Here is a 25,105-nt window from a genome sequence, read left to right as displayed (position 1 = left end):
GATTATGGCGCGGTGTCTGACGACATAGCCATACTGTTTCCTACATAACCGGGAGCATTTATGGATAAGTCGACGCAACATGGTTCGCTGGAAATGGTCGCCGCCATGCTGATTTCCGGCACGATCGGCTGGTTCGTTCTAGTCTCCGGGCAGGCAGTCCCGGACGTGGTTTTTTGGCGCTGTGCGTTCGGTGCGTTGACCTTACTGGTGATCTGTGCACTGATGGGCTTTCTGCGGCCTGGGTTATTAACCCGGCACACTTTTTTACTGATTATGCTCAGCGGTGTCGCCATCGTTGCCAACTGGGTGATGCTGTTTGCGTCCTTCTCGCGGGCCTCTATTGCTATCAGCACCGCAGTCTACAACGTTCAGCCGTTCCTATTGATAGGCCTGACGGCGCTGTTTCTGGGTGAAAAAATCACCGTGCCAAAACTGGCATGGCTGGCCGTTTCTTTCGTTGGAATGCTGGCTATCGTCAGCGCCCACACCGAGCAAGGCGAGAGTGGAAGTGCCTACCTTCAGGGCATCGCCCTAGCATTGGGAGCTGCACTGATGTACGCCGTGGCAGCCTTGATCATCAAACGGCTCAAAGGCGTGCCTCCCCACCTGATCGCCCTGATCCAGGTCAGCACCGGTGTCTTGCTGCTGGCCCCTATGGCCAACTTCAGCGAGTTACCCAGTGGCGTACAGGCATGGGGTTCTTTAGTCACACTTGGAGTGGTTCACACTGGCGTGATGTACGTACTTCTCTACGGCGCAATCCAGAAACTGCCTACAGCTTTGTTCGGTGCGCTGACTTTCATCTACCCGATTGCTGCGATATTCGTTGATTGGTTTGCGTTCGGGCATCGCCTTGAAATGCAGCAATGGGTGGGGGTTGCGGCGATATTGCTGGCAGCAGCAGGGATACAGTTGGGGTGGCGGTTTGGGTGGAGGCGGGTAGTTATTTAGCGTGTTTTTTTAAATTTCCGTCGTATCGATTTCTTGTCTCTTACTTGATCGGGTAAATTTCCCTACTTTCGTGCTTAGGCGCAGATCATAGGGACGGGGTCATGTCAGACGGTTGGGGTAATGAAGAGCTTGAGGCTTCCGTACAGGCCTACCACGAAATGTTGGAAAAACAGGCGAGGGGAATCAAGTGTGTTAAGACGCACATTTATCGTGGACTAGCAGAACGTTTTGGCCGTAAAGCGGGAGCCTTCGAGCGGAGAATGCAAAATATCTCTGCGATATACGAGGAAAGTGGCCTTGAGTGGGTTGTAGGCCTAAAACCCCAAAAAAATATTGGTTCGGCCATTAAGGCTCAGCTTGTTGAAATGATCGAAATGCAAACTTTGGGCAACACGGTCGCACGTGAACTTGAAGTCGCTGAAGCCGAAGCAGAACACCACAATGTATTTGATCCCAAAGACGTTGTAGATGCTCGTAAACGAGTCGTCGCGAGCCTGGTCCGTCGACGGGGTCAGGCTGCGTTTCGCAAGAAACTATTGGCTGCTTATGACACGAGGTGCTCGATTACAGGATGTAATCAGGCTGAGGTGCTAGAGGCTGCGCATATTCATCCCTATAAAGGGCAGCACACGCATGTGGTATCGAACGGCTTGCTGCTGCGTGCCGATCTTCATACGTTGTTCGATTTGTACTTGATAGCCATTGAGCCCAGCACACAGCTCATTCAGCTTGCGCCGGCACTGAGCGGTTCGGACTATGCACAGTACCAAGGCCTGCCACTGATTACGCCTACACCGGCATCCGCTAGGCCCAGTGTTGAAGCCCTTCAGTGGCACGCTGATCAATGCACGTGGTTTAAATCCCAGACCGCGTCATCGGACTGATTATCTGGCTTCCCAGATTCAACGCTTGTATCACCAGTGCGCTCAACTCCTGTGTGTTTTCACCCTGGGCGCAGTGCGAAAGCTTTTCGCCAATGGTGAGAGTGCCGTCATTGCCTTCGGCAAAGGCGCGCAATATCAGCAGCCCGTTGCTGGTGAGAACGACTTCAAAAAACGAAACACCTGACATTCCGTCGAAGTGGATGTAACCGACGTCGGCCAGCCATTTGAGGGTGGCCATGAACAGATTTTCTTCTTTTTCCAGGGCCTCGCGGTTGCTGGCTTCCACGCCTTTGTAGTCGATGAAGTGTTCCCCGCTAAGGGTCATAGGCAGCGGGAAGTTGCGGTACAGGCGGCCCAGTATTAAGCCGGTATAGCTGTCGAACAGTTCTATGTTGTTGGACGGTAGGCCGTTGATGTCGTGCGCGGTTTTTTCTTTTGCTGAAGTTGCGAATCCTTTGAACATGCGGACCTCTGTCAGTAAGGGCGGTTTGCTGTAGCTCAGAAATTATAACTATGGGTATAGCACAAGCCTTGACATGAGCCTTGTCCGGTCGAGTTAGGAGCCAATCTATAGAGGATTTGGCGTAAAAAAGTGTTACTGAGTGATGCGGAGGGGGCGGGAAATACTAAAAAAATCAGATGGATAATTGGATATTTAAACCCCGGCTGCTATTACTGATGAGCCCGTAGATGGACGCACGCGCCTCGCAGAGGCTGGTTATTTTCAGGAGGATGGATGTCAAAGCCTGCATGGATGCGCAACACCCTAGTGGCCGCGGCTTTGTTGAGTGTGCTCGCAGCGCCTGTGTATTCGGCGCAGGAACGTACGCTGAAACTGGCCATTGGTGATGAACCCACTGAGGGTTTTGACCCTATGCTCGGCTGGAGCCATGGCAGTTATCTGCTGTTACACAGTCCGTTGCTAAGGCAGAACGAAGACTTGTCCTGGAGCGGTTTTCTGCTCAGCGATTATCAGACCAGTGACGATGGCAAAACCTGGACCTTGAAGCTCAAACCCGACCTTAAATTCTCTGACGGTTCGCCCCTGACCGCCAAGGACGTGGCATACACCTATAACAATGCGGCGGCCAGTGGTGGCAAGGTCGACATGGGCAATTTCCTGAAAGCCGAGGAGGTTGACCCGCTCACCGTGCGTATCCAACTCAAGGCACCGCAAAGCACGTTCGTCAACGTGCTCGGTTCGCTGGGTATTGTTTCTGCAGACAAGTACGACGCCAAAACTTACGCGCAAAAGCCGATTGGTGCCGGGCCATATCGGCTGGTCAGTTATCAGCCGGGCCAGCAATTGATTGTTGAAGCCAATCCTTTTTACGCGGGCCATAAAAATGATTTCGACACGCTGGTTTTTGTGTTCCTTGACGAGGACAGCGCCTTCGCGGCCGCTCAAAGCAAGCAATTAGGCATCGTGCGGATTGCGCCGTCGCTGGCTGTTACACCGGCGGCGGGGATGAAGTTGTGGGTGCGACCCAGCGTTGAAAACCGTGGGATTGTGTTGCCTACCACCGTGTCAGGTAAAAAAGACGCACAGGGTAATCCGATTGGTAACGATGTGACCTCGGATGGCGCGATCCGCAAGGCAATCAACTACGCAATTAATCGCCAACTGCTGGCGGATCAAATTCTTGAAGGGCATGCGATCCCGGCCTTCACCGGGGTGCAGGGGTTGCCGTGGGATAACCCAGATGCGGCCTTCAAGGATGGCGATGTGGCCAAGGCCAAGCAGATTTTGGATGATGCAGGCTGGGTTGAAACGGCCAGTGGTGTGCGTGAGAAAAATGGTCTGCCCGCAAAAGTGACGCTTTGGTACGCCAGTGGCGATGCGACGCGCCGTGATTTGGCCCAGGCGGTGCGTTCGATGCTCAAGCCGATTGGCATTGACGTGGACCTCAAGTCGGGCAGTTGGGAAACCGTCGAGCGCAACATGCACGCCAACCCAACCCTGTTCGGCTGGGGCAGCCTTGACCCTATGGAGCTTTATCATCACTACAGCAGCAAGGCCGCGGGTGTTGAGTACTACAACCCTGGGTATTACCAGAACCCTGTGGTTGATCAGCATTTGCAGCAAGCGCTGGATGCGCCGACCTGGCAACAGGCCGTGCCGTTCTGGCAGCAAGTGGAGTGGGACGGTAAAACCGGGGTTGGGGTAAAAGGCGATGCCGCCTGGGCTTGGCTGCTCAACGTACAACACACCTATCTGGCCGATGCGTGCATCGACCTAGGCACAGGGGCGCCGGAAATCCACGGCTCCTGGTCGCTATTGAATAGCCTCGATGGCTGGAAGTGGACCTGCCAGTGATGCGCGGGTTCGCACTCTTTATAGTGCGCTTGTTGTGCGTGCTGCTGGTTACGGCGGCGGGCACCTTTACCTTGCTCAGCTTTTCTCCGGTGGACCCGATTCGGGCCTATATCGGTAACGATTTATTGCACGTACCGCCTGAGCAGTACCCGCTAATTGCGGCACGCTGGGGCCTGGATTTACCGTTGTGGGAACGCTTCCTTCACTGGTTTGGCCAAATGTTGCAGGGCGACTTAGGCTATTCGATGCTGTACAACGCGCCGGTTTCTGACGTGATTGGCGAACGTTTCGCCACCTCGTTTGCGCTGCTGTGTTCGGCGTGGCTGTTTTCCGGGGTTGTCGGGTTGGCGATGGGGCTGGCCGCCGGGCGTTATCTCAATCGGTGGCCTGATCGGCTGATATCAGTGGTGTCCTATGTACTGTCTTCTTTACCGACATTCTGGATCGGCCTGCTGTTGCTCTCGCTGTTTGCCGTCACCCTGAACTGGGCCCCTATTTGTTGCGCCTGGACCCCAGGCAACGATGCTCAAACCGCCACGTGGGGCGATAAGCTGCATCACCTTATTTTGCCGATGCTGGCGCTGGGCATGCTGGGGGTGGGCAACATCGCCTTACACACCCGCGCTCGGGTCGCAGAGGTGATGAACAGCGAGTTCATTCGATACGCCAAAGCCCAAGGCGACAAAGGCTGGCCGCTGATCAACTTCCATATTTTGCGCCACGCCGTCACGCCTGCGCTGTGCCTGCAATTTGCATCGGTGGGGGAATTGCTGGGCGGCTCATTGCTGGCTGAAAAAGTCTTTGCTTATCCGGGGTTGGGGCAGGCCACGATTGATGCCGGGCTGCGGGGCGATATTCCGCTGTTGATGGGCATTGTGATGTTTTGCGCGGTGTTGGTGTTTACCGGCAACAGCATTGCCAACGCGTTGTTGCTGCGCCTCAACCGTGGGGCGGTACGTACATCATGACCTACGACCCTAATCGCGCTTTGCTAAGGCTGTGCCTCTCGTTGCTGCTGTTGCTGGTCTTGATTGCCTACGGCTTTTCGGTGTCTGGCGTCGACATTCCGATGGACTTGCTGGCGCGGCGTCAGGCGCCCTCTGAAACGTTTTGGTTTGGCACTGACAGCCTGGGACGTGACCTGTGGCTGCGCTGTTTTCAAGGCATGACCACCAGCTTGCAAATCGGCCTCACGGCGGCTCTGAGCAGTGGGGTGCTGGCGATGCTGGCGGCCAGCCTGTGCTCCGTCAACAAAACCCTGGACTACCTGATTCGCGGGTTAATCGACAGCCTGCTGGCGTTGCCACACTTGTTGTTGCTGGTCCTGATTTGTTTCACCTTGGGCGGCGGTAAGCAGGGCGTGATTTTGGCGGTGGCGCTGACCCATTGGCCACGTCTGGCGCTGATTTTGCGGGCTGAAATCCAGCGCATTCGCGAGACTGATTTTGTGATGCTGTCTCATCGGCTGGGCAACTCTGCGTTTTATCGCTGGCGCCATCACTTGTTGCCGCTGCTGTTGCCGCAATGGATCGTTGGCACGTTATTGATGTTTCCGCACGCAGTGCTGCACTCAGCGGCACTGAGCTTTTTGGGCTTTGGATTAGCGCCGCATGATCCGTCACTCGGGTTGTTGCTGGCAGACGCGCTGCGTTATTTGAGCAGTGGCGCCTGGTGGTTGGCGTTTTTCCCGGGGTTGATTCTGGTTGGTCTGGTACTGGTTTTCGACCAATTCGCCCGGGCTTTGCAGCAACTGTGGATAAGGATGACTTGATGCTGAAGTTCGACCAATTTGCCATCGATATCGCTCACTACCACTGGCTGGGCCATAAAACCTGGCATTCGTTGTTAAGCAATATTTCCCTTGAGGTTCATCCCGGCGAGTTGGTTGCTCTAGTGGGTTCCAGCGGCGAGGGCAAGAGCTTGCTGCTGCAAAGTACCTTGGGTCTATTGCCCGACAACATGCGTTGTCATGGCGACATTGTGCTTGACGGCCAACTATTGGGTGAGGCGGGCAAGGTCGACCAACGCGGCAAAAGCCTGTGCTATGTGCCGCAAGGTGTCAGCGCCTTGAACCCTCTGATTAAAGTAGGGCCACAACTGATGCGAGCGGCGCAGCTCAGCGGGGCAACGCTAGGATTGAGCGATGTTGCACAACAGCTCGAAAGGTACAACTTGCAGCCTGAAGTGGTGAATGAGTTTCCGCTCAAACTGTCGGGTGGCATGGCCAAGCGCGTACTGGCCAGTTGCGCGGCTTTGACCCACGCGCGTTACATTTTGGCGGATGAGGTGACTTCCTGGCTGGACGATGAACATGCCAGCCAACTGTTGACCCATCTCAAGGGCTTCTGCGCGCAAGGGCGGGGGATCTTGTGGGTGACCCACGACCTGGCACTGGCTGCGCGTTTTGCCGACAAAATCGCTGTGCTGCATCAAGGTCAATTGCACGAAACGCTAAGCGCCCAGGAACTGCGCGAACATGGCGGCAGCCCATGGCTACAGTCACTGTGGGCGGCCTTGCCTGAACAGCAGTTCTTTACGCGGCGAGTTCCCTGCGTTGAGAGTCCGCTCTATGCTTGATGTTCGGCAATTAACCATCGTGCAAGACGGCCGACGCTTGTGGGATTCTGTCTCGTTTCAGGTCCGGGCAGGCGAGCGCCAGGGTATTTCAGCGCCCAGCGGCTTTGGCAAAACCACCTTGGGCCGCGTGCTGGCGCAATGGCAGGCGGCAACAGCGGGCAGTATCACCGTTGATGGAAGATCGCTGCCGAAGAAAGGGTATTGCCCGATTCAACTGGTGCCGCAACATCCCGAACTCACCTTCAACCCTTACCGCACCACAGGTGACAGCCTGCGTGATGCGTGGTCGCCGGCCCCCGTATGGCTTGAGCGCTTGGCGGTGAATCCGAGCTGGCTGTTGCGACGCCCGGACGAACTGTCGGGGGGTGAATTGGCGCGTATCGCGTTGCTCAGAGCGCTAGATCCGCGCACGCGTTACCTGATTGCAGACGAAGTTACGGCCCAGTTGGACGCGCACTTGCAGGCACAGGTGTGGCAAGTATTGCTGGAAGAAGTCCAGCGCCGTGAGCTGGGGCTGATTGTGTTTAGCCATAACTCGGCGTTGCTGGACAAAGTCTGTTCAAACATCTGGACGCCACAACGGGAAATAGCCCTGTAGGAGGTTCAGGGCTTTTTAGACGTGATATTCAAGGCCGTACAAATCGCAATACTCGGCCCACTCCATCCCGGCCATTTGTGCCACCTCACGGTGGACTTCAAGGCGTTTTACCTCGAATTCTTCGGCTGTTTCCGTGGTCAATTGCAGCGTGAGTTCCCACGCGAAAAAGCCCAACCGCTCAGCTTCTGCCTCAAAGGCTTCGTTCAAGTACTCTTGTCGATATTCCTGTATTGACTGGCCTACTGCGCGGGCGGCCAATGGATTTAATTTTTCAAGTTCAACAGCCAGTTCCGGGTGTTCGCCAAGAAAACGATCAAGGGCTTTTTGATGATGAGTGCCAGGTTCGGTCACATAGATCTCCATATTCAGTAAGGGATAAGCACAGCGTAGACCTTGCGCAGCAAAGGGTTCAGCGTCGCGCGTGCTGTTTGCGATCAGTGGCCGCTGCCGAGCTGGATGCGCCCGTACGTAATAGTTATCTGCCAATCGCCCCGCCATTACGGGTGGTTCACCCATGGGCGTGGGCGCTAAACCGATCTACTTTTTGCTGACGTTTGCCGCGGTGCTCCTGACCTACGAATGCTCAGCGGGAGCACAGGTCTGGGCGACTTCATTCTGGCCACGCGCGAGCTTCTGGCCTGTTTCGAGTTGACGGCCATGGTTTTGATGGGTCTGCTCGGCTTTGCCTTGGACACATGCGCGCGCAGTCTGCACCGGCGTTGGGTGCATGCTTAAAGGTGCAGGCTAGTTTTCGGAGAACTCGCCATTACTCGAAGATGCCTCCAATTGTTCGGTTAAATGCAAGGTTTGGCGCTTCGTGACGATGTACAGCACATCGACGCCGATCTGTGTGATGGCTGCCAAGTAATCTGCACGGGGCAAACTCAGGTCCCGCTCATAACAACTTTGTGCGTAGCGCCCAACGCCACCCGCTGTCGCGAAAAGCGCTTGCGTCAATTTAAGGCGCAGGCGTTCTTGTCTTAATCGTGATCCGTATGTGCTCATAGCTGTAGCTCAAGACAACCAAAAGGGTCACGAAAAAGATTAATTCAAGTAGTGGGATAGGGGAAGGGCGGGCTTCATAAACGTCCATGAAGATGTAGGACGCTTACTGTGAGGCGGGCAGGATGCGGTGTCGCAATCCTGCCCGCCAGCAACGTTTATAGAGCTGGGCTTTTCTCTGTTTCTGGTAGGAACCAGTTCAGCAGCAGGGCGCAGATGCCGCCTGTGGCCACGCCGGACTCCAGCACATTACGCAAGGCTGCGGGCATGTGTGCCAGGAACTCAGGCACTTGGGACACGCCGAGACCCAAGGCCAGCGACACGGCAATAATCAGCAGCGCGCGGCGGTCAAGGTGAATGCTGGCCAGAATATTGATCCCCGAGGCAGCAACCGCGCCGAACATCACCATGGCTGCACCGCCCAGCACTGGCTCAGGCACCGCTTGGATCGCACCGGCCACACTTGGGAACAGGCCCAGCAGAATCAACATGCCAGCAATCCAGACACCGATATGACGGCTGGCAATTGCGGTCAGCTGAATCACGCCGTTGTTCTGGGCAAAGATCGAGCTTGGGAAGGTATTGAATACGCCGGCCAGTAACGAGTTGGCACCGTTGACCAATACGCCGCCCTTAATGCGCTGCATCCACACCGGGCCTTCAACTGGCTGGCGCGACACCTTGCTGGTGGCGGTCACATCGCCAATCGCTTCCAGGGAGGTCACCAGGTAAATCACCAACATGGGAATGAACAAGGCCCACGAGAAACCCAAACCAAAGTGCAGGGGCATTGGCACCTGGAACACTTCAGCTTGATGCATGCCGGTGAAGTCTAGGCGGCCCAGATAGCCCGCGAGCGCGTAGCCGACGGCTAAGGCGATGACGATTGCGCAACTGCGCATCCAAACCAGCGGGATACGGTTGAGGACCACGATAATCGCCAGCACTAGGCCAGACAGCATAAGGTTTTCGCCGTTGGCAAAGGTGCCGTTGGCCATGGCGCTGAAACCGCCGCCCATGCTGATTAGGCCGACTTTAATCAGCGTCAGGCCAATCATCAGCACCACGATCCCGGTGACTAATGGGGTGATCATGCGTTTTACAAACGGCAAGACCCGCGAGATGCCCATCTCGACAAACGAGCCTGCAATCACCACGCCGAAAATCGCCGCCATCACACCTTCAACCGGCGTGCCTTGTTTGACCATCAACGCGCCGCCTGCGATCAACGGGCCGACAAAGTTGAAACTTGTGCCCTGCACAATTAACAGCCCTGCGCCGAAAGGGCCGAAACGCTTGCACTGAACAAAGGTGGCGATGCCGGAAATCACCAGCGACATGGACACGATCATATTGGTGTCGCGGCTCGACACGCCGAGCGCTTGGCAAATCAGCAGACCAGGCGTGACGATTGGCACAATGATGGCCAGCAAGTGTTGCAGCGCTGCCAGAAAGCCGATCCACGGCTTGGGACGGTCTTCAAGGCCAAAGACCAGTTCGCTGGTCTGGGACTCGGCTTCATGCGGTGTGTTGGGAGAGGTCATGGCGAGCGCCCTGGAAAAAAGAGCGCGATTCTACTGGTGTTAGGCCATCACGCACAGTGTTTGCTTGCACGGGCTTTCGTTGTGACCGCACGCGAACTTAAATCAATCGAATGATTAAGGCTCGCTGCTGTCGCAGTTAAAGGCTCGAACGGTCACGCTGCAGTACTTAAAAAGGATGTTATTGATGCTTGAACCCACTTGGACCGCCTTGAAACATCACCGCCGGCTGCAGCAAATTGTGGCGACCTTGGTGCGCTTTGGCGCACAAGACGTGTTAGTCCGGCTGGGTTTGGGGCGCTTGCTGGCCGGGGTGGATGTCGAGCCCGGCGAGTCGCTGCCTGCCTCTACCCCGCAGCGGGTGCGGATGGCGCTGGAAACACTGGGACCGACGTTTATTAAGTGTGGGCAAATACTGGCGAGCCGCAGTGACATCTTATCGCCGCAGTGGGTGGATGAGCTGCAAGCCTTGCACAGTCAGGCCGCGACCTTGCCGTGGGCTGAACTGGAGGCGCAGGTGCTGGACGATTTGGGCTGCGAGCTGGATCAGGCGTTTGCCGAATTCGACACCCAGCCTTTGGCGGCCGCATCGATGGCTCAGGTGTATCGTGCGCGCCTGCTCAGCGGCGAAGCGGTGGTGGTCAAAGTCCAGCGACCCGGCTTGCGCCGACAAATGACCGCCGACTTGCAGTTGCTTGAAAGCTTGGCCCAATTGGTTGAGCAGAACGAGGCGCTGGCGCTGTATCAGCCGCGTCAGATGGTCCGGCAGTTGGCCCGAGCGATGCTCGAAGAGCTGGACTTCACTCAGGAAGGGCAAAACTGCGACAGCGTCGCACGCAACTTCGCGCAAACACCGCATATCGTGATCCCCACTATTTATTGGGCTTTCAGCAGTCAGCGCTTGCTGGTACAGGCTTTTTTGCCAAGTTATACGCCGCTGTCACGTGACCCCTTGATTGCTCAAGGCTTGGACCCGAGCCTACTGGCCAAGCGCGGGGCGCAGGCGTTTATCAAAATGTTGCTTGAAGATGGCCTGTTTCATGGTGACCCACACCCCGGCAACTTGCGGGCAATGAGCGATAACCGTGTGGGCTTTATTGACTTCGGCATGGTCGGGCGCCTCGATGAACGTCGTCGTCTTGAGGTCATGAACTTTATGCGGGCCTTGACCGAAGGCAGCACTGAGACACTGATTGGCGTATTGATCGACTGGAGCGGCGAGCGGGTGCAAGACGTGTCCCTTATCGAACAGGCCGCCCGCGAATACATGGCGCGCCAAACGGGCGGGCCTTTGAAAATGAGCGCCTTGATCACCGATTTCCTGGGGTTGATTCGTGATTACCGCCTGTCATTGCCAGCAGATTTATTGGTGTTGTTCAAAGCGTTAATCACCGCTGATGGCGTGTTGACCCAACTGGATCCTGACCTTGACCTGGTGGCGACGGCCAAGCCTGCGGTCGAGAAAATGCTGCGTGAGCAGTTCGACTGGAACGCCGCCAAGCGCTTAGGCATTGAGGGTCTGCAAGTGGGGCAAGGGGTTTTGGCAGACTTGCCCAAACTGACGCGCTTGATGGTGCACAGGCTAAAGCATGGGGTGCTCGACCTTAAGGTTGACATGCCGGGGCTGGAGCGTTTGGAGCGCTCCTTGCGACTGGCATCGACCCGATTGTCGCTGGCGTTGCTGATCAGCGCGCTGCTGATCGCCTTCGGTCCGCAAATCGCTGCCGCCGGACCCGTGTGGCAAGGCTTGTCGGCAGTCGGTTGGTTGGCCGGGATTGCCACGTTGGGAGGTTTGCTGGCGTTTTTGTGGAGCCTGTTTAAAGGATCGTAAAAGCCCAGTACGGCCTGTAGGAGCTTGCTTACGATCTTTTGATCTTTAAAAGATCGCGAGCAAGCTCGTTCCTACAGGGCTGGGTTAGAGGGCGTTACAGATGCAACGCATGCCCCAACGCCCGTAGGGCCGCTTCCTGCACCGCTTCACCCAAGGTCGGGTGCGCGTGGATGGTGCCAGCGATGTCTTCTAGGCACGCGCCCATTTCCAGCGAATGTCCAAACGCTGCCGACAACTCCGAGACCCCGGCGCCCACGGCTTGCCAGCCCACAATTAAGTGGTTGTCACGCCTCGCAACCACCCGCACAAACCCTGTTTTGGATTCCAGAGTCATGGCTCGACCGTTGGCACTGAACGGAAAGCTGGCGCTGATGAAATCCAGCCCCGCAGCCTCTGCCTCAGCCGGGGTTTTACCGACTACAACAATTTCCGGGTCGGTGAAGCACACGGCCGCAATCGCGGTTGGGCTGAATTCGCGGTGTTTACCGGCAATGATCTCTGCCACCATTTCGCCTTGCGCCATCGCCCGGTGGGCGAGCATCGGCTCGCCGGTCAGGTCACCAATGGCCCACACGTTGTGCATGCTGGTTTGGCAGCGGTTGTCGACGCGTATCGCCGGGCCGTTCATGCCCAGTGCCAGGCTTTCTAGGTTGAAGCCCTGGGTGCGTGGGCGACGACCGACGGCAACCAGCACCTGATCGGTTTCTAGGGTTTGGCTCTCGCCCATGCGATTGCGCATCGACAGGGTTTTGGTGCTGGCCTGGAAGCCTTCAACGCTGTGTTCCAGGTACAAGGTGATGCCCAGCGCTTTGAGTGATTCAGCCACCGGCAAGGTCAATTCTTTGTCGTAAGTCGGCAAGATCCGGTCTCGCGCTTCAACCACGGTCACTTCAGCACCGAGCTTGCGATAGGCGATGCCCAGCTCCAGACCGATATAACCGGCGCCCACGACAGTCAGGCGTTTGGGGATCGCGGCAGGGTTGAGTGCTTCAGTGGACGAGATGATGGCCCCGCCAATTGGCAGTATCGGCAAGTCCACCGTCTGCGAACCGGTGGCCAGCAACAGGTGCTCGCACTCGATGCGCTGACCGTCGACTTCGACTGCCTTGCCATCAATAATCTTGGCCCAGCCATGAATCACCTTAACCCCGTGCTTTTTCAGCAAGGCGCCAACGCCGGTGGTCAGGCGGTCAACAATGCTGTTTTTCCATTGCACGCTCTGGCCGATGTCCAGGGTTGGCGCTTGGGTTTTGATCCCCAGTGGCGACGAATTACCGCTGTAGCGTTGCGTGGTGTGGAACTGCTCAGCCACGTGAATCAGCGCCTTGGACGGGATGCAGCCGACGTTGAGGCAGGTGCCGCCCAGCGATTGGCCTTCGATCAAAATAGTTGGAATGCCTAGCTGACCGGCGCGAATAGCTGCCACGTAGCCGCCAGGACCGCCGCCGATAATCAGCAGCGTGGTGTGTTGAGTTGGCTGCATGTTCACTCCAGAAACAGGGTGGCAGGTTGTTCGAGCAAGCCACGCATGGCCTGGATAAATTGTGCCGCGTCCATGCCGTCAACCACGCGATGGTCGAAAGAACTGGAGAGGTTCATCATTTTGCGAATCACGATCTGGCCTTTAACCACCATCGGCCGTTCGACGATGCGGTTCACGCCGATAATCGCGACTTCGGGCAAGTTAACCACCGGGGTACTGACAATCCCGCCTAGCGCTCCCAGGCTAGTCAGGGTGATGGTCGAGCCGGTCAGTTCTTCGCGGGTAGCCTTGCCAGTACGCACGGCATTCGCTAAACGGGCGATTTCATCGGCTGCGCCCCATAAGGTCAGGGTTTCGGCGTGTCGCACCACTGGCACCATCAGGCCGCCATCGCTTTGTGCCGCCACGCCGATGTGGGCGGCGCCAAAGCGGGTGATGATTTGCGCTTCGTCGTCGTAGCGCACGTTGATCTGTGGGAAGTCGCGCAAGGCCACGACCATGGCCCGCACCAAAAAAGGCAGCAAGGTCAGTTTGCCGCGGCTGTCGCCCCATTTCTGATTGAGCTGGGCGCGCAGTTCTTCGAGGGCGGTGACGTCGATTTCTTCGACATAGCTGAAGTGCGCGGCGCGGCGTTTGGCATCTTGCATGCGCTGGGCGATTTTACGACGCAGCCCGATCACTGGGATCTGCTGTTCATCGTTGCGTTTGGCGTAACCGCTGGCAGGTGCGGCGCTGGTGCTGGTGTCTTGGGCCAGGTAGGCGTCGAGGTCGTCATGTAGCACCCGGCCCGCAGGCCCGCTGCCCTGCACAAAACGCAGCTCGATTCCGGCATCCCATGCGCGTTTTCGCACAGCAGGTGATGCCAGCGGGCGTTCGTTGGCCTCGCGGGCCACCGGCGCTGAACGCGGGGTGGGTGCAGCCTTGATCACGGGAGCCGACACAATCGCCACTTCAACCCGTGCTTGGGGCGCCGCTTTCTGGGCTGCAACTGGCTCCGCAACTACCGCCACAGGTGCAACGCTTTCACGCAGGTTGCCCGCGCCTTCGACTTCGATGCGAATCAACTCGCTGCCCACGGCCATCACTTCGCCCGGCTGTCCGCCCAGCGCCAGTACCCGACCCGCCACGGGAGAGGGAATATCGACAGTCGCCTTGTCAGTCATGACATCGGCCACCACCTGATCTTCGCTCACCATGTCACCGACTTTGACAAACCATTCCACCAACTCGACCTGTGCAATGCCTTCGCCTATGTCCGGCATCTTGATAACGTGCGTACCCATTTAAACCTCCATAACCCGTTGCAAAGCCGCACCCACTCGTGCCGGACCTGGGAAGTAGGCCCACTCCTGAGCATGCGGGTAAGGTGTGTCCCAGCCTGTTACGCGTTCAATCGGTGCTTCCAAGTAGTGGAAGCAGTGCTCTTGAACCAGTGCAATCAGCTCGGCGCCAAAGCCACAGGTGCGGGTGGCTTCGTGCACGACGACACAGCGACGGGTTTTTTTCACGGAGGTAACAATCGCATCCAGGTCCAGCGGCCATAGGCTGCGTAGGTCGATCACTTCAGCGTCGATGCCAGTTTCTTCGGCAGCCACTTGGGCTACGTAGACCGTGGTGCCGTAGGTCAGGATGGTGACTTCAGTGCCGGGGCGCACGACGGCGGCGCAATCGAGCGGCACGGTGTAATAGCCATCCGGTACGGCGCTGGCCGGGTGCTTGGACCATGGCGTCACCGGGCGCTCGTGGTGACCATCGAACGGGCCGTTATACAGGCGTTTTGGCTCCAGGAAGATCACCGGGTCATCGTTTTCGATGGCGGCAATCAACAGGCCTTTGGCGTCATACGGGTTGGACGGCATGACGGTGCGCAGGCCGCAGACTTGAGTGAACATTGCTTCCGGGCTTTGGCTGTGGGTTTGGCCACCATAAATGCCGCCGCCGCATGGCATGCGCAGCGTCATGGGCGCGATAAATTCGCCTGCCGAGCGATAGCGCAAGCGCGCTGCTTCGGAAACGATCTGATCGGAAGCGGGGTAGAAGTAGTCAGCAAACTGGATTTCGGCGACCGGGCGCAGGCCATAAGCACCCATGCCCACAGCAGCGCCCACGATGCCGCTTTCGGAGATCGGGGCGTCGAAAACCCGCGAGCTGCCGTACTTGGCTTGCAGGCCTTCGGTGCAGCGAAATACGCCTCCGAAGTAGCCCACGTCCTGACCGAACACCACCACGTTATCGTCGCGCTCAAGCATGACGTCCATGGCCGAGCGCAGGGCCTGGATCATTGTCATGGTGCTGGTACTCACGGCGTTCTCCATCTGAATTTTATTGTTGTCGTTCATCTGGTTATAACCCCAATTCCTGACGTTGCCGACGCAAGTGGTCAGGCATGTCCTTGTACACGTCCTCAAAAATTGTCGCCGCGCTAGGCATTTGTCCGCCCGCCAGGGTGCCGAAACGCTCGGCTTCTTTTTGCGCGCCAATGATTTCGGCTTCGAGTTCGGCGCTAACCGCGGCGTGTTCTTCTTCTGACCAGTTGCCCGTGGCGATCAGGTGCTGCTTAAGGCGGGCAATCGGGTCACCCAGCGGGAAGTGACTCCAGTCATCAGCCGGGCGGTATTTGGACGGATCGTCCGAGGTGGAGTGCGGACCTGCACGGTAGGTGACCCACTCAATAAGTGTTGGACCAAGGTTGCGCCGGGCGCGCTCTGCCGCCCAGACCGAGGCCGCGTACACGGCGATGAAGTCGTTACCATCAACCCGCAATGAGGCGATGCCGCAGCCGACGCCGCGTCCAGCGAAGGTGGTGGATTCGCCCCCGGCAATCGCCTGAAAGGTCGAAATCGCCCACTGATTGTTCACCACGTTAAGAATGACTGGGGCGCGGTATACGTGGGCAAAGGTCAGTGCGGTGTGGAAGTCCGATTCGGCGGTTGCGCCATCACCGATCCAGGCCGAGGCGATTTTGGTGTCGCCCTTGATCGCCGAGGCCATGCCCCAGCCGACGGCTTGCACGAATTGCGTGGCAAGGTTGCCGGAAATACTGAAAAAACCGTAGTCGCGTACCGAATACATGATCGGTAATTGCCGACCCTTGAGAGGGTCGCGTTCGTTGGAGAGTAACTGGCAGATCAGGTCGACCAGCGGCACATCACGGGCCATCAAAATGCTTTGTTGGCGGTACGTTGGGAAGCACATGTCATCAATGTTAAGTGCCAGGGCTTGAGCGCTGCCGATGGCTTCTTCGCCAAGGCTCTGCATGTAGAACGACATTTTTTTCTGACGCTGGGCGACCACCATACGGGTGTCGAAAATCCGCGTTTTCAGCATGGCCCGCATGCCGGTACGCAATACCTCGCTGGAGATGCCTTCGGCCCATGGGCCAAGTGCCTGACCTTTATCATCGAGCACACGAATAAGGCCTTTGGCCAAATCAGCTGTGTCGGCAGGTTCTACGTCGATAGGGGGTTTGCGCACCTGACCTGCATCGGTCAGGCGAAGGTAGCTGAAATCGGTTTTGCAGCCTGGGCGGCCGGAGGGTTCGGGAACGTGCAGGCGCAGCGGTGCATAGTCGGTCATGGCTTTCTCTACGCTCGATCTTGTCGTGTTTATTAGGCGCGGGAGCTAGGGTGTACGGCAAAGGTCTGGCTGACTGAAACTCCAAATCTTGTCCTACAACAATCATATTCCTGACAGTGAAGAATATTTATCTGTAGTTCGTTGTGCTTTGAGGTCAATAAAGATAAGAATTCTGCATAAACATAAAAAATAGGTGTTTTTGTCTCATGCGCAAGCTAGATCGAACGGATATAGGGATTCTCAACAGCCTTCAGCAGAATGCGCGGATCACCAATGCGGACCTTGCGCGCTCGGTCAACCTGTCGCCGACGCCGTGTTTTAACCGGGTCAAAGCGATGGAAGAGCTGGGGTTGATTCGTGAGCAAGTGACGTTGCTCGATGCCGACATGTTGGGCTTGCACGTCAACGTGTTTATTCATGTCAGCCTGGAGAAACAGATCGAGGAGGCGCTGCAACATTTTGAGGCGGCGATTTCAAATCGCCAGGAAGTCATGGAGTGCTATTTGATGGCAGGCGACCCGGATTATCTGATCCGGGTGCTTGTGCCGAGCATTCAGGCGTTGGAGCGCTTCATGATGGACTTTTTGACCAAAGTGCCCGGCGTGGCGAACATCCGTTCCAGCTTTGCCCTCAAGCAAGTGCGGTATAAAACCGCACTGCCGTTGCCGCCGGGCGGGTTGATGTTGGAGGAGTGATTTCCCAAGGCGTGCACATAAACGCCTGCGGATCATTCGTAGCTTAAAACCGCAGGCGCCAGCGATCATTGAAGCGCAGGTCGACTATCGCCAACGGTTCTATATCGATCAGGTTAAAGGAGGCGGTGCTGGCCTTCAGTGCATGTAAGATTGCGGCGCGGATGACGAAGGGGTGAGTCACCACTGCAAAGTGGCCTTCTTCACGAAATGAGTCGAGCCAAGTGCCTACCCGCACACACAGGTCTTGCACCGTTTCACCGCCATGCGGGGCCTTGCCGGGATCGCTGATCCAGTCGGCCAGCGCCTGGGGAATGCTTTGTTGAAGGTCTGCTAGGCTGTGACCTTTCCAGTCACCGGCGTCGTAATCTTCGAGCTCGGGGATGATTTCAATTTGTCCACCCAGGACTTGGGCTGTTTGCAGGGTCCGCGCTTCGGGCGCGCAGAGGATGCGAACGGGCTTCTTTAGAGCTGAGGCAATAAGTGCCGCTTTTTCCAAACCTTTGGACTCAGGTGGCTCATCCAGTGCAAAGCGCGCTAGACGCTGTGCTTCAGTGCGGGCGTGAGAAATAAAGCTGAGGCGAGTGGGCATTATCAAGTCCTTGCGCGGAAAGCGTTGTTAACTCTTGGGCGGCGTGCGAGCGCTCCTCAATTGAGATTAGGCGAGTATTATTGCCGCGTATTCCAATCTCAAGGTACTTCACATGTCTGCCGCTTTCTTGAAAAGAGTCCTCAATACAGCTGCTTTGGTGACACTGATGGCGGGTGCCAGCGCGGCATTTGCTCACGCGCATCTTGAGCAGGCTACCCCGGCTGCCGATAGCAGCACCGCTGAGGTTAGAGAGCTGCGTTTACAGTTTAGCGAGGGGGTTGAGCAAGCCTTCACAAAAGTAGCCATCAGCCGTGACGGTGCGCCTGTCGCACTGAGCAGTGTGAAAACTGAGCCTTCGGACAGAAAAGTGTTGATCGTGACGCCGCAGCAGCCCTTCTCAGCGGGTCAGTACGAGGTGAAATGGAGCGCGGTGTCTGTCGACACCCATAAAAGTGCCGGTCAATACCGTTTCACGGTGAGCAACTGAGTTGATGTTCAGCGCCATGGTTGTCTGTCGTTTTGTGCATTTCAGCGCGGTGTTACTGCTGTTTGGGGCCTGGGTGTGCAGGCCTTTATTGCTGGGTGTGCGGTCTGATTCGGGGCAACAACTGCGCTGTGCTTATCGCGCTCTGGCATGGATGGCACTGGTCAGTGGCATCGCCTGGTTGCTGCTGACCACCCACTCTATGGCTGGTAGCTGGGCAGACACTCTTAATCCGGCAACGTTAAAACGGGTGTTCGGCAGTACTTTTTTTGGTCAGGTGTGGGCAGGGCATTTGCTGTTCAATGGGCTGCTACTGCTGGCGTTGTACGTTTCCGCCCGTTTTAGCGTGGTCTGTGCGCTGAGTTTTTTATTGCTGGCCACCTTGGCCCCGGTCGGACATGGCGCGATGCTGGACGGGTGGCAGGGGCAGTTGCTGATTCTTAACCAGTTGATCCATTTGCTCTGTGTCGGGGCCTGGGTGGGCGGCCTGCCGGTGTTGTGGCATGTACTCATGCGCCCTGCCGGGTTTGGGGTCGATGCGGTGCTGCGGCGCTTCAGCAATAGTGGGTTTGTGCTCGTGGCCGGGATCATTCTCACAGGCCTGATCAATACGCGGGTGCTGACTGGAGCACTGTGGCCTACACCTTTGTTTGAAGGTTTCGCACTGATCTTGCTGGTCAAGGTGGTGCTGGTCGCACTGATGTTGCTGTTGGCCTTGTTCAATCTCGTGATGAGCCGCGCCGGTCATTTTGCTGTGTTGCGCAACAGTGTGGCGCTTGAGTGGTGCTTGGGGGTATCGGCTGTGGCCGCTGTTTCATTGCTCGGGACCTTGCCGCCGTTACTCATACGCTGAGTTGCACCTGTCTCAGTCTTCATGCTGCCCGGTTTTGTGATGCGTTTTATTGGGTCTTCCAGTCGCTTTGGAGGCCATGCTTGAGGCCTTGATGGCAAGTGGCTCTGAATCGCCTCGACTTTGCTCGCGATGTATTGATCTTTATAAGATCGCGGGCAAGCTCGCTCCAACATGGGGCTAGATCAGTAGGAACACCGCTAATAAACCACCGAAGATCGCCCATTTCTCCAAGTAGTAGCGCGTGCGATTGCGTTTTTTAAGTGCTTTGCCGCGCAAGCGAATTTTGTACAGCCGGGTGAAGGCCCGATTCAGGCCGCCGGTTTTATCATTGGCGCCATTGGGTGAACTGGCTGATGCCATGACGGTACGGCTGAACCATTGGTTGAAGGCTGTTGCCCAGCGGTATTGCATTGGACGCTCAATATCGCAGAACAGGATGAGGCGGTTTTTATCGGTGCTGTTTTCGGCGTAATGAATGAACGTTTCGTCAAACATCACTGCTTCGCCGTCACGCCAGGCGTAGTTCAGTCCATCGACACTGATGTAGCAGCCAGGGTCATTCGGTGTGTCTAAGCCCAAGTGGTAACGCAGCGAGCCCGCGTATGGGTCGCGATGACGAACCAGTTTTGAACCGGGCGGCAATTCGGCAAACATGGCGGCCTTGACGGTGCCGATGCTATTGAGCAGTTCAATAGTGCGTGGGCACAGTTCTACGGCAGAAGGGTGGTTGTCACCGTACCACTTGAGGTAAAAACGCTTCCAGCCGCTTTTGAAGAACGAGTTGAAACCCACGTCATTCGGCTGTTCGGAACGTTTAATCTCACCGGCCCGCATCAGGTTTCGCGCTTCTTCGCGGATCTCTTGCCAGTGGTCTTGAAGAACCTGCAATTGGGGGAAGTCAGCCGGCTTCAAATAAGGCTGGCTGGGCACTTTGGAGAATAGATACAAGAAGCAGTTGATCGGCGCCAGGAAGGTGGAGTGGTCGCTCAGTTGGCGACCGAGTTTGTGGCGAACCTTACCCCGCAGGTGGACATATGTGTGAGTTAGTGACAGCTTTGACACCAGTGAGGAAGCCGGTGGGAAGAACTGAGATTTAACGGGGCAAAGCTGGGCAGCCTGAGTAGGCCGGGGGGATTGGAAGAAGTGATGATTGATCTGGGAGTTGGAAACGGTGCCAAAGAGCGGCAAAACAATAAACAGTCACGTTAGAGCGAAGAGCCCGAATCTAGCGAGCTCTTTGGCATAGGTCGGTAACTGTCTAAATCCAACCACCAGCCCAGACCACCCGACCGATAATCTCTAGATCACCTAAGCGCTCCTTTGGGACGGTCATCGTCTGGTACTCCTTGTTCTGGCTAATGATACTGACGGCTCCGTCGAATTGTCGCTGCAAGCGCTTAGCATATAAGTGGTCATCGAGGCGGATGACATAGATCGCCTCCCCCTCAAGCGAGTTTCGACCATGGTCAATCACGACCGTATCCCCATGGCTCAGTATGCTTTCCATCGAATCGCCATCTACGCGAATTGCTGAAAGCTTTGATGGGTCAAGCCCTTGCTTACGTAGTGAGTAGGTCGTGAAGGCGAGCTGAGTCAATACCTGTGCGCCCTCGGTCCATGATCCATGGCCAGCGCTACAGTGAGCATCGTATAGCGGTACATACGAATAGACATCTTCAACGTTTACCTCGCGCACCTTAGCGCCGCCGCTCAAAAACATTTCACCATTTCCCGTGGCTATCCAGTCGAGGGAAACCTTCTTTGCCGCAGCCAGCAAGGCTACGGAATCAAACGCTGGCATTCCGTCGCCAGCTATCCAGCGCTGGAGTGACGATAGCGCTGCACCAGCCGTTAAAGCAGCCTGTTTTCGAGACTCATAAAGGTCTGCAACAGCCGCTATTCGGGTTTCTAATCCCGAATATGAAAAAGAAACATCTTCTCCAGCCTGTTTCTTTTGTTTCTTTTCGCCATAAGCCATTGATTTCTATGCTCTAAATCTACTTTACGGGCGACGCGCCCGAAAAAGGGAATAGAAACTCCCGAAAACGGTTTACTGAATCCTGTTTTCGAGATATGTTTATCCGCAACAGGACGTTAGACATCCCAAAAAAAGGACGTCTGACGTCCAAAAAGCCACCCGTGAAGATGGTTCAAAACTATGAGCGATATCGACATGCCCACTGACCCAGATAACCGATGGGAGTGGATCAAATACCAACTCCGTGTTCGTGGCACCTCTATGGCCGAACTTGCACGCGTGTTGAAAGTCACCGACCGCGCTATCCGCAATGCCAAAAGCACTCCTTACCCGCGTATCGAACGCTCCTTGGCTGACGCTCTAAGTCTAGCCCCCGCCGACATCTGGCCCGAGCGTTGGAACTCTGACGGCACACCTCACCGACAGCGCCCTACGCGGGCGGAAGTAAACGCCCCCTACAGCAAGGATACCGGACTCTATCCGGTTGGACACTGTAAAGCGGCAAGGAGTGCCTGAACATGCGTCACCCAAAAGATGACAAAACGTTAGACATTTTCTCAGTCCCACAACCAGTACTTTCAGTCCCTGGACTTGGCAACTACGCATCGCAAGTCAGCGAGTTGGTGAGCGAGATCCTCAAAGGATCTGAACTGGACCGTTATGAGATTGCTGCTCGCATGTCTCGCCTGTCAGGCGACGACGTTAGCAAGAACATGTTAGACGCTTGGTCGAGTCCTGCCCGAACAGATCACAACCTTCCTCTATATAGAGCAGCGCTATTAGAAGAAGTTTGTGCCAGCCATGTTCTGACAAATTGGCAAGTGCATTTGCGTGGTGGCCGCGTGGCTTATGGCCGTGAAGCCCTGGATACCGAGCTGGGCAGACTGGAGCGGGTTGCTGCTAATGCCACTCGACAAGCTCGCGAGTTGAAGAAAATGTTGGGTGATCATAATGCGTAGCTGGTACACGCCCCAGGAGCTTGCTGGTTTGCCCAGCATGCCGGGCACTGTCCAAGGTATCCGCAAAGTTGCCCAGCGCGAGTGCTGGGAGGGTCAGCGCCGCCTTGGAAGTAAAGCCATAGAGTATGCATTCGCAGTTTTACCCAAGGAAACACAAGCGGCACTTATCGCTACGGCAGTAGCTAACAGCACCCCGGAGATCCTTGCCGACACTCATGTACTTATCTCAGGGCGTGACGTAGAAAATGCGTCACGGTTGAGTGATGCTCAATCATCCGTGATGACTGCGCGACTCGCGTTCGTACGCGAAATTGAACGTATGAGCAAGGTAGTCAGCCAAAACCGCGCCATCCTGACTCTGGTCGCATTGGCAAAAACTGGCGACCTCAGCCCCTACTTGAATGACCGCGTCATACGCGCCAACGACCGCAAGACTGAAGACCGAACCCTGTCCGAGCGCACGCTTAAGCGCTGGCTTGCGGATTACCGCGCCCACGGCGAAACAGGCCTGGCTCCAGCCCGCCGCCAAAAAGACATGAGCGTCCCGGCTTGGGCAGCAGAATTCCTCAAACACTACCAGCGCCCGCAGAAGCCGAGCGTTGAAGCGGCGTACGAGCAGTTCAAGCAGTTGCACCAGGACATCCAAGCCAGTGTTTGCCCAAGCATTCACGCCGTACGCCGCTGGCTGAAAAAGCTCAGTCCATCGGTTCGTGAGCGCGGCCGTATGGGGCCACATGAGCTGAATGCTCTAAAAGCCTACAACCGCCGCCAAGCCGACGTGCTTTGGCCGAATGATGTCTGGGTGGCTGACGGCCATACTTTTGATGCTGAGGTTATTAACCCGCTGACCGGGCAGATTTTTCGGCCAGAAATAACCATGGTCATTGACTGGGCCACGCGCCGAATCGTGGGCTTTTCGGTCAACCTGGCCGAATCAACTCTGGCCACGCTGGATACCTTGCGTGACGGCGTAAGCCGCTGTGGCATGTATAAAATCTTCTACGTCGACAACGGTAGCGGCTTTGATAACGCCACCGTCTACGAAGTCAATGACCGTCTAGGCGGCACCATCACCCACTCGCTGCCTTACAACTCACAGGCCCGAGGCGTGATTGAGCGCCCCCACAAAACAATCCTTGTCAGGCTCGCCAAATCCTTCGACAGCTACATTGGCGCCGATATGGATAAAGAGGCCGCCACTAAAACGCATAAGCTTTCACGCAAGCAGCTTGCTTTGGGTATTGCCCCAACAGTCGTCCCTGAGTTCGCGGTCTTTTTTTCAGACTTACAGCAGGCACTCGATGAGTACAACCGCCGCCCGCACCGTGGACTGCCCAAGTTTCGTGACCTCCAAACCATGCGCAAACGCCACCAGAGTCCTATGGAAGCGTGGAAGTCCGCCGAGGTTGAGGGTTGGGAGCCATTGCTGGCTGACCCCCGCATCGTTGAAAGCCTGACCCGCCCACAGGTTGAGCGCACCGTGCACCGTTGTCAGGTGCAATGGAACACCGGCACCTATTTCCTCAAGGATCTGGACGGCTTCCACGGTGAACAGGTCCGTGTCGCCTATGACTTCCGCGATGCCAGCCGTGTATGGATCCACTCCCAGGATGGAGACCTGCTTGGAGAAGCTCTGCTTGACGGAAACGCTAGCCCTGCAATGCCGAAAACAATGTTGGAAAAAGCCAGCGAAAAACGCGAGCGCGGGCAACTGTCACGGCTGGTCAAAAAGGCAAAAACCATCACAGGCCAGGACGTTGAAATGCATGTCATTGGATCTGCATCTTCCCCCTATGACTTGCCGCTTGAGCAACTGGCCGAAGCTCAGCGCTTTGCCCAACTGTCAGCACCGCAAGCACCGACCTTTGAGCTTCCCACCGACCCAACTGCCCGCTATCGCCTTTGGAACCAACTCGATGCCCGCTTAACTAGCGGCGAATCGCTGAATCCCGAAGAGACACAGTGGCACTCCCGTTATCCGCAGCACCCGGACTTCATGTCGATCCGTCAGATGTTCGAGTTCGCCAAACAAGCCAGCGCTTAAAAAGACCTTTAGGAGTCAAATTATGAGTATCACCAAGATTGTGCCCCTGACTAACGTTGGCCTTTTGTCTGCCGCTATCGCGCGCACTCATGCACGCCCTGCGGGCTTGCCTGGGCTGGTGGTGATGTACGGCGCGAGCGGTTTGGGTAAAAGCGTAGGCGCTGCCTTCGCAGCGAATCAGCACCGCGCCTACTACGTAGAGTGCCGTGATACCTGGAGCAAGAAGGCTTTTCTGCAGGCCATTTTGCGTGAGATGGGTATTGCTCCTGCTGCAACCCTTTCGTTGATGGTTGACCAGGTCGCCGAACAATTGTCTCGCAGTGGACGTCCTCTGCTGATTGACGACGTGCAATACCTGCTGGAGAAGGCAGTCGCCAACGTATTGACGGACCTCTACAACGCAAGCGAAGGCACCATTGTCTTGATTGGAGAAGAGCGCGTCCCCAGCAGTCTTGCCAAGCTTGAACGCCTGCACAACCGGGTTCTGGAGTGGGTGCCTGCCCAACGCGCCACTCTTGATGATCTTCGGGCTTTGGCCGAATCAAGCTACCCGAAACTGCACTTTGCTGATGACTTGCTTGATGACCTGCGCAAGAAAGTTAACGGCTGCCTGCGCCGCGTTGCCGTCAACTTGTACAAGGTCTATAGCGAGACCCAAGCCTTGTGCGTCGACAGTATTGATCTTGCTGGCTGGGGCGCACGTGGTTGGTTCACCGGCGAAGCGCCATCGCGGAGGGCTTGAG

Annotated in this window: 26 protein-coding genes and 1 pseudogene; 16 read left to right on the top strand and 11 right to left on the bottom strand. The window is 56.4% G+C overall.

What is annotated here, in order from left to right:
• The first annotated feature begins 60 nt into the window (after positions 1-60).
• The gene (locus B347_RS0100785; RefSeq protein ID WP_019407821.1) at positions 61-951 is read left to right on the top strand and encodes a DMT family transporter; all 891 of its coding nucleotides are present in this window, start codon (positions 61-63) and stop codon (positions 949-951) included.
• 101 nt (positions 952-1,052) lie between these two features.
• The gene (locus tag B347_RS0100780; protein WP_019407820.1) at positions 1,053-1,835 is read left to right on the top strand and encodes an HNH endonuclease; all 783 of its coding nucleotides are present in this window, start codon (positions 1,053-1,055) and stop codon (positions 1,833-1,835) included.
• Here B347_RS0100780 and B347_RS0100775 read toward each other — a convergent pair.
• Complete coding sequence (locus B347_RS0100775; RefSeq protein WP_019407819.1) at positions 1,807-2,298, bottom strand: hypothetical protein; 492 nt, start codon at positions 2,296-2,298, stop codon at positions 1,807-1,809. The genes B347_RS0100780 and B347_RS0100775 overlap by 29 nt on opposite strands.
• Before the next feature lie 273 nt (positions 2,299-2,571).
• Here B347_RS0100775 and B347_RS0100770 point away from each other — a divergent pair, with 273 nt between their 5' ends.
• The 5 genes from B347_RS0100770 to B347_RS0100750 are packed head-to-tail and all read left to right on the top strand — an operon-like array spanning position 2,572 to position 7,327.
• Positions 2,572-4,152, top strand: coding sequence for an ABC transporter substrate-binding protein (locus B347_RS0100770; RefSeq protein WP_019407818.1), 1,581 nt, complete (start codon positions 2,572-2,574; stop codon positions 4,150-4,152).
• The gene (locus tag B347_RS0100765; RefSeq protein ID WP_019407817.1) at positions 4,152-5,120 is read left to right on the top strand and encodes an ABC transporter permease; all 969 of its coding nucleotides are present in this window, start codon (positions 4,152-4,154) and stop codon (positions 5,118-5,120) included. The genes B347_RS0100770 and B347_RS0100765 overlap by 1 nt, the downstream gene beginning before the upstream one ends.
• Positions 5,117-5,923: an ABC transporter permease gene (locus B347_RS0100760; RefSeq protein ID WP_019407816.1), complete on the top strand. Its 807-nt coding sequence runs from the start codon at positions 5,117-5,119 to the stop codon at positions 5,921-5,923. The genes B347_RS0100765 and B347_RS0100760 overlap by 4 nt, the downstream gene beginning before the upstream one ends.
• Complete coding sequence (locus B347_RS0100755; protein ID WP_019407815.1) at positions 5,923-6,729, top strand: ATP-binding cassette domain-containing protein; 807 nt, start codon at positions 5,923-5,925, stop codon at positions 6,727-6,729. The genes B347_RS0100760 and B347_RS0100755 overlap by 1 nt, the downstream gene beginning before the upstream one ends.
• Positions 6,722-7,327, top strand: coding sequence for an ATP-binding cassette domain-containing protein (locus tag B347_RS0100750; RefSeq protein ID WP_019407814.1), 606 nt, complete (start codon positions 6,722-6,724; stop codon positions 7,325-7,327). Before B347_RS0100755 ends, B347_RS0100750 begins: the two co-directional genes overlap by 8 nt.
• Before the next feature lie 15 nt (positions 7,328-7,342).
• Here the strand turns inward: B347_RS0100750 and B347_RS0100745 are convergent, their stop codons facing one another.
• Positions 7,343-7,678 (bottom strand): DUF6388 family protein, encoded by a 336-nt coding sequence (locus B347_RS0100745; RefSeq protein WP_026013914.1) that lies wholly within the window; start codon positions 7,676-7,678, stop codon positions 7,343-7,345.
• 163 nt (positions 7,679-7,841) lie between these two features.
• Here B347_RS0100745 and B347_RS26805 point away from each other — a divergent pair.
• A pseudogene (locus B347_RS26805) lies at positions 7,842-8,062 on the top strand (hypothetical protein); the annotation flags it as partial.
• A 9-nt stretch (positions 8,063-8,071) separates the two neighbouring features.
• Here B347_RS26805 and B347_RS0100735 read toward each other — a convergent pair.
• Together B347_RS0100735 and B347_RS0100730 are read right to left on the bottom strand one after the other, a co-directional pair.
• Positions 8,072-8,332 (bottom strand): helix-turn-helix domain-containing protein, encoded by a 261-nt coding sequence (locus tag B347_RS0100735; protein ID WP_019407811.1) that lies wholly within the window; start codon positions 8,330-8,332, stop codon positions 8,072-8,074.
• A 155-nt stretch (positions 8,333-8,487) separates the two neighbouring features.
• On the bottom strand, positions 8,488-9,873 hold the full coding sequence (locus tag B347_RS0100730) for a nucleobase:cation symporter-2 family protein (protein ID WP_019407810.1): 1,386 nt from the start codon (positions 9,871-9,873) through the stop codon (positions 8,488-8,490).
• 184 nt (positions 9,874-10,057) lie between these two features.
• On the opposite strand from B347_RS0100730, the gene B347_RS0100725 reads away from it, so the two are divergent.
• Positions 10,058-11,701: an ABC1 kinase family protein gene (locus B347_RS0100725; protein ID WP_019407809.1), complete on the top strand. Its 1,644-nt coding sequence runs from the start codon at positions 10,058-10,060 to the stop codon at positions 11,699-11,701.
• Between the two features lie 94 nt (positions 11,702-11,795).
• Here B347_RS0100725 and lpdA read toward each other — a convergent pair whose 3' ends face one another.
• Genes lpdA through B347_RS0100705 form a run of 4 tightly spaced genes read right to left on the bottom strand, consistent with a single transcriptional unit; the run spans position 11,796 to position 16,760 of the window.
• Positions 11,796-13,184, bottom strand: a complete 1,389-nt coding sequence (lpdA, locus tag B347_RS0100720) for a dihydrolipoyl dehydrogenase (protein WP_019407808.1) — start codon at positions 13,182-13,184, stop codon at positions 11,796-11,798.
• A gap of 2 nt (positions 13,185-13,186) precedes the next feature.
• Positions 13,187-14,467, bottom strand: coding sequence for a dihydrolipoamide acetyltransferase family protein (locus tag B347_RS0100715; RefSeq protein WP_019407807.1), 1,281 nt, complete (start codon positions 14,465-14,467; stop codon positions 13,187-13,189).
• Positions 14,468-15,523, bottom strand: coding sequence for an alpha-ketoacid dehydrogenase subunit beta (locus B347_RS0100710; RefSeq protein ID WP_019407806.1), 1,056 nt, complete (start codon positions 15,521-15,523; stop codon positions 14,468-14,470). It abuts the gene before it with no gap.
• Between the two features lie 4 nt (positions 15,524-15,527).
• The gene (locus tag B347_RS0100705) at positions 15,528-16,760 is read right to left on the bottom strand and encodes a 3-methyl-2-oxobutanoate dehydrogenase (2-methylpropanoyl-transferring) subunit alpha (RefSeq protein ID WP_019407805.1); all 1,233 of its coding nucleotides are present in this window, start codon (positions 16,758-16,760) and stop codon (positions 15,528-15,530) included.
• Positions 16,761-16,966: 206 nt separating this feature from the next.
• On the opposite strand from B347_RS0100705, the gene B347_RS0100700 reads away from it, so the two are divergent.
• Positions 16,967-17,455, top strand: coding sequence for an Lrp/AsnC family transcriptional regulator (locus tag B347_RS0100700; RefSeq protein ID WP_019407804.1), 489 nt, complete (start codon positions 16,967-16,969; stop codon positions 17,453-17,455).
• Positions 17,456-17,498: 43 nt separating this feature from the next.
• On the opposite strand, the gene B347_RS0100695 is transcribed toward B347_RS0100700, so the two are convergent.
• On the bottom strand, positions 17,499-18,044 hold the full coding sequence (locus tag B347_RS0100695; RefSeq protein ID WP_019407803.1) for a histidine phosphatase family protein: 546 nt from the start codon (positions 18,042-18,044) through the stop codon (positions 17,499-17,501).
• Positions 18,045-18,156: 112 nt separating this feature from the next.
• Here B347_RS0100695 and copC point away from each other — a divergent pair, with 112 nt between their 5' ends.
• Positions 18,157-18,531 carry a copper homeostasis periplasmic binding protein CopC gene (gene copC, locus B347_RS0100690; RefSeq protein ID WP_026013913.1) on the top strand — a complete coding sequence of 125 codons (375 nt, stop codon included), beginning with the start codon at positions 18,157-18,159 and terminating at the stop codon, positions 18,529-18,531.
• A gap of 4 nt (positions 18,532-18,535) precedes the next feature.
• Positions 18,536-19,381, top strand: a complete 846-nt coding sequence (copD, locus tag B347_RS0100685) for a copper homeostasis membrane protein CopD (protein WP_019407801.1) — start codon at positions 18,536-18,538, stop codon at positions 19,379-19,381.
• A gap of 177 nt (positions 19,382-19,558) precedes the next feature.
• Here copD and lpxO read toward each other — a convergent pair whose 3' ends face one another.
• Together lpxO and B347_RS0100675 are read right to left on the bottom strand one after the other, a co-directional pair.
• Positions 19,559-20,446: a lipid A hydroxylase LpxO gene (gene lpxO, locus B347_RS0100680; protein ID WP_033386849.1), complete on the bottom strand. Its 888-nt coding sequence runs from the start codon at positions 20,444-20,446 to the stop codon at positions 19,559-19,561.
• A gap of 193 nt (positions 20,447-20,639) precedes the next feature.
• Positions 20,640-21,359, bottom strand: a complete 720-nt coding sequence (locus B347_RS0100675; protein WP_019407799.1) for a LexA family transcriptional regulator — start codon at positions 21,357-21,359, stop codon at positions 20,640-20,642.
• Positions 21,360-21,539: 180 nt separating this feature from the next.
• On the opposite strand from B347_RS0100675, the gene B347_RS24525 reads away from it, so the two are divergent.
• The 4 genes from B347_RS24525 to B347_RS0100660 are packed head-to-tail and all read left to right on the top strand — an operon-like array spanning position 21,540 to position 25,104.
• On the top strand, positions 21,540-21,875 hold the full coding sequence (locus B347_RS24525; RefSeq protein ID WP_033386827.1) for a helix-turn-helix domain-containing protein: 336 nt from the start codon (positions 21,540-21,542) through the stop codon (positions 21,873-21,875).
• Between the two features lie 2 nt (positions 21,876-21,877).
• On the top strand, positions 21,878-22,318 hold the full coding sequence (locus B347_RS0100670; RefSeq protein WP_019407798.1) for a hypothetical protein: 441 nt from the start codon (positions 21,878-21,880) through the stop codon (positions 22,316-22,318).
• Positions 22,311-24,362: a Mu transposase C-terminal domain-containing protein gene (locus tag B347_RS0100665; protein ID WP_019407797.1), complete on the top strand. Its 2,052-nt coding sequence runs from the start codon at positions 22,311-22,313 to the stop codon at positions 24,360-24,362. Before B347_RS0100670 ends, B347_RS0100665 begins: the two co-directional genes overlap by 8 nt.
• Positions 24,363-24,384: 22 nt before the next feature.
• On the top strand, positions 24,385-25,104 hold the full coding sequence (locus B347_RS0100660; RefSeq protein WP_019407796.1) for an AAA family ATPase: 720 nt from the start codon (positions 24,385-24,387) through the stop codon (positions 25,102-25,104).
• The last annotated feature ends 1 nt before the right edge of the window (position 25,105 follow it).

It is taken from the genome of Pseudomonas psychrophila HA-4 (assembly GCF_000282975.1).
GTDB lineage: Bacteria > Pseudomonadota > Gammaproteobacteria > Pseudomonadales > Pseudomonadaceae > Aquipseudomonas > Aquipseudomonas psychrophila_A.
Note: the sequence above shows the minus strand (reverse complement) of the source record. Positions and strands in the feature narration are given on the sequence as shown.

Excerpts from the sequence above, each read along its gene's own strand:
- B347_RS0100785 (WP_019407821.1), top strand. The coding sequence starts at position 61 with ATGGATAAGTCGACGCAACATGGTTCGCTGGAAATGGTCGCCGCCATG.
- B347_RS0100780 (WP_019407820.1), top strand. The coding sequence starts at position 1,053 with ATGTCAGACGGTTGGGGTAATGAAGAGCTTGAGGCTTCCGTACAGGCC.
- B347_RS0100775 (WP_019407819.1), bottom strand. The coding sequence starts at position 2,298 with ATGTTCAAAGGATTCGCAACTTCAGCAAAAGAAAAAACCGCGCACGAC.
- B347_RS0100770 (WP_019407818.1), top strand. The coding sequence starts at position 2,572 with ATGTCAAAGCCTGCATGGATGCGCAACACCCTAGTGGCCGCGGCTTTG.
- B347_RS0100765 (WP_019407817.1), top strand. The coding sequence starts at position 4,152 with ATGCGCGGGTTCGCACTCTTTATAGTGCGCTTGTTGTGCGTGCTGCTG.
- B347_RS0100760 (WP_019407816.1), top strand. The coding sequence starts at position 5,117 with ATGACCTACGACCCTAATCGCGCTTTGCTAAGGCTGTGCCTCTCGTTG.
- B347_RS0100755 (WP_019407815.1), top strand. The coding sequence starts at position 5,923 with ATGCTGAAGTTCGACCAATTTGCCATCGATATCGCTCACTACCACTGG.
- B347_RS0100750 (WP_019407814.1), top strand. The coding sequence starts at position 6,722 with ATGCTTGATGTTCGGCAATTAACCATCGTGCAAGACGGCCGACGCTTG.
- B347_RS0100735 (WP_019407811.1), bottom strand. The coding sequence starts at position 8,332 with ATGAGCACATACGGATCACGATTAAGACAAGAACGCCTGCGCCTTAAA.
- B347_RS0100730 (WP_019407810.1), bottom strand. The coding sequence starts at position 9,873 with ATGACCTCTCCCAACACACCGCATGAAGCCGAGTCCCAGACCAGCGAA.
- B347_RS0100725 (WP_019407809.1), top strand. The coding sequence starts at position 10,058 with ATGCTTGAACCCACTTGGACCGCCTTGAAACATCACCGCCGGCTGCAG.
- lpdA (WP_019407808.1), bottom strand. The coding sequence starts at position 13,184 with ATGCAGCCAACTCAACACACCACGCTGCTGATTATCGGCGGCGGTCCT.
- B347_RS0100715 (WP_019407807.1), bottom strand. The coding sequence starts at position 14,467 with ATGGGTACGCACGTTATCAAGATGCCGGACATAGGCGAAGGCATTGCA.
- B347_RS0100710 (WP_019407806.1), bottom strand. The coding sequence starts at position 15,523 with ATGAACGACAACAATAAAATTCAGATGGAGAACGCCGTGAGTACCAGC.
- B347_RS0100705 (WP_019407805.1), bottom strand. The coding sequence starts at position 16,760 with ATGACCGACTATGCACCGCTGCGCCTGCACGTTCCCGAACCCTCCGGC.
- B347_RS0100700 (WP_019407804.1), top strand. The coding sequence starts at position 16,967 with ATGCGCAAGCTAGATCGAACGGATATAGGGATTCTCAACAGCCTTCAG.
- B347_RS0100695 (WP_019407803.1), bottom strand. The coding sequence starts at position 18,044 with ATGCCCACTCGCCTCAGCTTTATTTCTCACGCCCGCACTGAAGCACAG.
- copC (WP_026013913.1), top strand. The coding sequence starts at position 18,157 with ATGTCTGCCGCTTTCTTGAAAAGAGTCCTCAATACAGCTGCTTTGGTG.
- copD (WP_019407801.1), top strand. The coding sequence starts at position 18,536 with ATGTTCAGCGCCATGGTTGTCTGTCGTTTTGTGCATTTCAGCGCGGTG.
- B347_RS0100675 (WP_019407799.1), bottom strand. The coding sequence starts at position 21,359 with ATGGCTTATGGCGAAAAGAAACAAAAGAAACAGGCTGGAGAAGATGTT.
- B347_RS24525 (WP_033386827.1), top strand. The coding sequence starts at position 21,540 with ATGAGCGATATCGACATGCCCACTGACCCAGATAACCGATGGGAGTGG.
- B347_RS0100670 (WP_019407798.1), top strand. The coding sequence starts at position 21,878 with ATGCGTCACCCAAAAGATGACAAAACGTTAGACATTTTCTCAGTCCCA.
- B347_RS0100665 (WP_019407797.1), top strand. The coding sequence starts at position 22,311 with ATGCGTAGCTGGTACACGCCCCAGGAGCTTGCTGGTTTGCCCAGCATG.
- B347_RS0100660 (WP_019407796.1), top strand. The coding sequence starts at position 24,385 with ATGAGTATCACCAAGATTGTGCCCCTGACTAACGTTGGCCTTTTGTCT.